At 68.5% G+C, this 1,167-nt stretch carries 1 protein-coding gene; it reads left to right on the forward strand.

What is annotated here, in order from left to right; all coding sequences use genetic code 11:
• The first annotated feature begins 43 nt into the window (after positions 1–43).
• Entirely contained in the window at positions 44–1,132 is a 1,089-nt protein-coding gene (locus HUA78_RS45680) for an IS3 family transposase (RefSeq protein ID WP_371745825.1), read from the forward strand.
• Positions 1,133–1,167: the final 35 nt, after the last annotated feature.

A 1,167-nucleotide genomic window follows, 5' to 3' on the forward strand; every position in this document is an offset into this window, starting at 1 on the left:
CGGCGGCGCTGTTGGTGCTCGAAAAAAAACTTCAGGCGATGGGGTGGGACGACAGGCACTCGGGCGACGAGGACGACGCAGCGGACGAGAAGAGCGAGAAATGACGCTCGCCCACGTCGACGAGGCCCTGGAGAGGGGCGTGCGCCTGGAGGCCATCTGCGAGCGGCTCGGGGTGGCCCCGCGCACCATTCAGCGTTGGAGGAAGCCAGCCACGGCGGAGGACCGGCGGTGCGGACCACATACCCGTCCGGCCAACCGGCTGTCCGAGGCGGAGCGGCGCCGAATCCTGGCGGTGGCCAACAGCGAGGAGTTCCGGGACGCCTCGCCCAAGCAGATAGTCCCCAGACTGGCGGACCAGGGCGAGTACGTCGCCAGCGAAGCGAGTTTCTACCGGGTGCTGCGCGAAGCGGGGCAACTGGCTCACCGAGGCCATGCCAGGGCGCCCACGCCCAGGCCCCGGGCCGAGCACACCGCCACCGGGCCCAACCAGGTCTGGAGTTGGGATATCACCTACCTGAAGGGCCCGGTGAAGGGCGCCTTCCTCTACCTGTACCTGGTGGTGGACGTCTTCAGCCGGCGAATCATGGGCTTCGCGGTGCACGAAGAGGAGTCGTCCGAGCATGCCTCGGTCCTCATCCGCCGCTCTTGGCAGCAGGCCGGCTGCCCCGAGGGGCTGGTGCTGCATTCGGACAACGGCGGCCCGATGAAGGGCGCCACGCTGCTGGCCACCTTGCAGTACCTGGGCGTCACCCCGTCCTTCAGCCGGCCCCGCGTCTCGGACGACAATGCCTTCTCCGAGGCTCTCTTCCGCACGCTGAAGTACCGCCCCAGCTTCCCCCGGCGGCCCTTTGCGTCCGTCGAGGATGCGCACGCCTGGGTGACGCGCTTCGTGGACTGGTACAACACCGAGCACCGACACTCCGCCATCCGCTTCATCACGCCCGACGACAGGCACTTCTGCCGTGAGGCCACGCTGCTGGCTCGACGCCACCGGGTATACCAACGCGCCCGAGCCAGTCACCCCGAACGCTGGAGCCGCGACACTCGCAACTGGACGCCAGCAGGCCCCGTCCGTCTCGGCCCCTCTCCGAACCTCACCCCGGCCGTGCAGGAGTTGAAGCGCATCGGCTGAACCCTCTCACGCGACATCTACCTTGACGCTCACCG

Source organism: Myxococcus sp. CA033 (assembly GCF_013336625.1).
Taxonomy (GTDB): Bacteria; Myxococcota; Myxococcia; order Myxococcales; family Myxococcaceae; genus Myxococcus; species Myxococcus llanfairpwllgwyngyllgogerychwyrndrobwllllantysiliogogogochensis.